Below are 3,465 nucleotides of genomic sequence, written 5' to 3'. Positions count from 1 at the left end.
TTTTGTCATTCAACAACAGTCTTGTTAAGTGACAAAAAAGTTGTATACTGAAAAGTCCATTGAAAAAGCAAAACACCGTTCAGAGACATGAACGGTGTAACAAAAAAGTTGTATACTCATTTTACAATTTTTTGAATCAGCCGATTAAAAAGTGACAAAATTGTTGTATACTCAATTTCCTTTATCTGGATTTTAAAACTTCCTTCAAAAGCTCTATTGCACTTTCTTCAGTTGGATCATTTGTTCCAAGTTCTCCATGGAAGGCTTTGTTAAGGATAGATTGGCGTAGTGAATCTATTTCCCCTTCTAATGTCTCTATTTTACTAATTTCGACTTCTTTAACATACAACTTATCCAATAACTCAACAATTTTGTCTTGTTCTCTTTTTGGGGGTAATGGAAATAAATAATTTTCTAAAAATGATTTTGGTACACGTTGTTGACCTACTGCGCCTGTCATTTCTTTTTTAGCTTCCATCCTAAATTTTTTAGATCGAAGTAAATAATATATTAACTTGATGTTAATATAAGAGTTTGTTCTAATTACATGAAACTCTGTTGATCCAAATCCAAACCCATTTATTAAATTTTGCGCAATAGCTGTTTTTCCATTTTCCATACATGGAGTTATTTTGGCAAAAAGAATGTCATTCTCAAGGAAAAATGTATAACCTTTCTTTACTTTAGCATATTCCCTAATTTCTGGATTTTCTATTTCACCAGTTTTATCACTTATAGAAGTCATAGGAATAAATGTGCAAATTTGATCATCTTCTATATCCGCTAACTTCTTCTTAGGTGGGTTAATATCGACAATATCACCTAATCTAACCCATCTCCAATTTTGAGGGATTTGATAAGGTGGATTAATTTCGTGTTCATCTTTTTTGTTGCTTTTTTTATAGACCTTTTGAATTTCTTTAAAAATATCATCAGCTTTTTCAGTCATTGAGTTCTTAGATCGCCATTTTTTAGTTAGCTCTCCTCGAAATGCCTTGTCTAAAATGCTTTCCCAGCGAAGTTCAAACGACCCTTTTACTTCTTCAATCAACCGCTTTGCTTCATCAAGCTTAGCAAAAAGCCGCTCGACCTTCTCAGCAATGCGTTTTTGTTCGTTTAAGGGAGCTAAAGGCACCTCTATTTCCTTTAGCCTACTCGCTTTTATCCCAGAAACAGTAGTTCCAGTAGCGTTACTTTTAATTAGAGCTTGCATTTGTGGACTCATTAAACAATATTTAAAGAAAGTCTTTTCAAGTGGCTGATAAGGGGAGATTGTGATAATCCTTTGAGCGAGCGCAATTTTCTCATTAATATCTAATTGAGCCACATTCCCTAGAGGTGCTTCGGTTGTAAATAATATATCACCCACATTTGGAATCCCTCTAGTCATCCATGAATCATAATCTTTTTCACTAATAAATTCTTTAGGTTCGTCTTGAATATAACCCATCCTGACGTTTTTAGCGGTGATTAGTCTTATACCTGATTCAGTTTTTTTAGGTGTCTTACCTCGATAGTCAATAAACCTAGTAATACTACCTAGTCTCACCCATACCCAATTCTCCGGCACTGGATACGGCTGTTCTTCTTCAGGTACTAACGCTTCTTCGAGTAGTTCTTCGATAGACTTTTGTTTCTTTTTGCTCATTTTTCAAGCACCTCAGATGTTTCTGCCACTTTTAGTATTTCTTTAGAAGTCATTTGGTAGCTATTAGGTTGTTCGACAGCTTTTAATTCGGCAATGACTTCGTTTAATAAAGAGATAGCTATTTCTAATTTTTCCACCGCTTCTTCTGCGGAGTCAATTGGGTCTGGCAAGTTTTCGTAGACGGACAGGGATTCATCAGCAATTAGACCAATATCTAAGCTATCGCCATTTTTCGCAATTTCTTCACGAGTAAAGACATTCCAGCGCTCATCTTTGACTTTACGGCGGTCTTCTGCTGTGTAAGCTTTAATAAATCCTTCAAAATGTTCTTTAGTTAGCGGATTCCGCTTACCGAAGGAAGGCATGTTTGTACGTAAATCGTACACCCATACTTCTTTCGTATTGCCGACATCTGTTTTCCCGCGAGTAAAGAATAAGACGTTCGTTTTCACTCCTTGGGCATAAAAAATCCCTGTCGGCAAGCGTAAAATGGTATGCAAATTACATTTGTCCATTAAGTCACGACGAATGTCAGCACCAACTCCACCTTCAAACAATACGTTATCAGGCAAAATAACCGCAGCACGGGCTTTCCCGTTTGGTTTCAGCGCTCGATAAATATGCTGCAGGAAATTTAGCTGTTTGTTCGATGTCTTAAAGGTAAAGTCAGTTCGTGTTGCCTGCTCGCCGCCTTTTTTTGTTCCAAAAGGCGGATTCGTCAAAATCACATCATAATTTTTCAAACTTTCACCAAGTGATGAGAGGGTATCACCTAACAGGATTTCTCCATGAATATCATGAAGCAACGCATTCATGATCGCTAAGCGATGCGTATCTCTTACAAGCTCCACTCCCGAGAAAGCTTTATATTTTTGGAACTCTATTTCTTCTTGTGACAAATCAAAATAATCATCCGTTTGCTCACGAACATGACGGTCCGCCGCGATCATAAAGCCGAATGTCCCCGCAGCAGGGTCATGGCAGCGCTCGCCCGGCTTCGGATTGACCAGTTTTACAATGACATCAATGAGGACGCGAGGCGTAAAATATTGCCCCGCTCCCGATTTGACTTCACTCGCGTTCTTTTCTAACAGTCCTTCGTACAAATCACCTAAACCTTCTTGTTTCGCGTTATACCAATCTAAGTTATTGATGGATTGAATAATTTTTTCTAGGTTCTTTGGTTCTCTAATATTCGATGTCGCGTCCGTATAAATTTGCTTTAATAATTCATTTTCCTCTTTTCCTAAATCAAGTAACAACTGTTGATAATGCTCTTTTAGTTCAATCCCGTCTTTTTCTACTAACGAATCCCAGCGATATTTTTCTGGAATGATATATTCTTGACCAGTTTCTTTCATCATTTTTAAGAACAGCAAATACGTTAACTCTGTCACATATTGGTGATAGGTAATGCCGTCATCACGAAGCACGTTACATAAATTCCATAGCTTTTGGACGATTTCTCTGTTGTTCATCTACGCTTGCTCCTTCTTAGAATGATAGTTGTATAAGTTGTAATTAATTTCCCGAACGATGTGAGCTAATTGTCCGTCGAAAATTTTATTTAATTGTTTAAAGCCTCCGTGGCTTTTAAATGGCTCATATTCAAACGCTTTTTCCGGATCTGGATGAAGAACATATTCTTGCAGTAATTGCTTTTCAATGCGTTCGAGCCATTTCTTTTGCACCGGCGGCCATGCTTTCATTTGGTAAATTTTTTTCATGGCGTTTTTAATTCGTTCTTCATGGCTAATGAGCGGATCGCCTAATGCTTGCTGGCGAATGAAGGCGATGATGTCCGCCGCGATGTCTTC

3 protein-coding genes are annotated in these 3,465 nt (G+C 37.5%); all 3 read right to left on the bottom strand.

Features of this window, described 5'->3' with window-relative positions:
* Positions 1-181: 181 nt before the first annotated feature.
* Entirely contained in the window at positions 182-1,648 is a 1,467-nt protein-coding gene (locus VU18_RS16460; RefSeq protein WP_033024504.1) for a restriction endonuclease subunit S, read from the bottom strand.
* On the bottom strand, positions 1,645-3,126 hold the full coding sequence (locus VU18_RS16455; RefSeq protein WP_033024503.1) for an N-6 DNA methylase: 1,482 nt from the start codon (positions 3,124-3,126) through the stop codon (positions 1,645-1,647). Before VU18_RS16455 ends, VU18_RS16460 begins: the two co-directional genes overlap by 4 nt.
* The coding region (locus tag VU18_RS16450) for a type I restriction-modification enzyme R subunit C-terminal domain-containing protein (protein WP_047758577.1) at positions 3,127-3,465 on the bottom strand (339 nt) is incomplete at its 5' end.

The sequence above is a fragment of the Geobacillus sp. ZGt-1 genome (assembly GCF_001026865.1).
Classification (GTDB): Bacteria; Bacillota; Bacilli; order Bacillales; family Anoxybacillaceae; genus Geobacillus; species Geobacillus thermoleovorans.
This window is presented reverse-complemented; position numbering and strand designations above follow the sequence as displayed.

Bases quoted from the DNA above. Each gene is read 5' to 3' on its own strand.
- VU18_RS16460 (WP_033024504.1), bottom strand. From the start codon at position 1,648: ATGAGCAAAAAGAAACAAAAGTCTATCGAAGAACTACTCGAAGAAGCG.
- VU18_RS16455 (WP_033024503.1), bottom strand. From the start codon at position 3,126: ATGAACAACAGAGAAATCGTCCAAAAGCTATGGAATTTATGTAACGTG.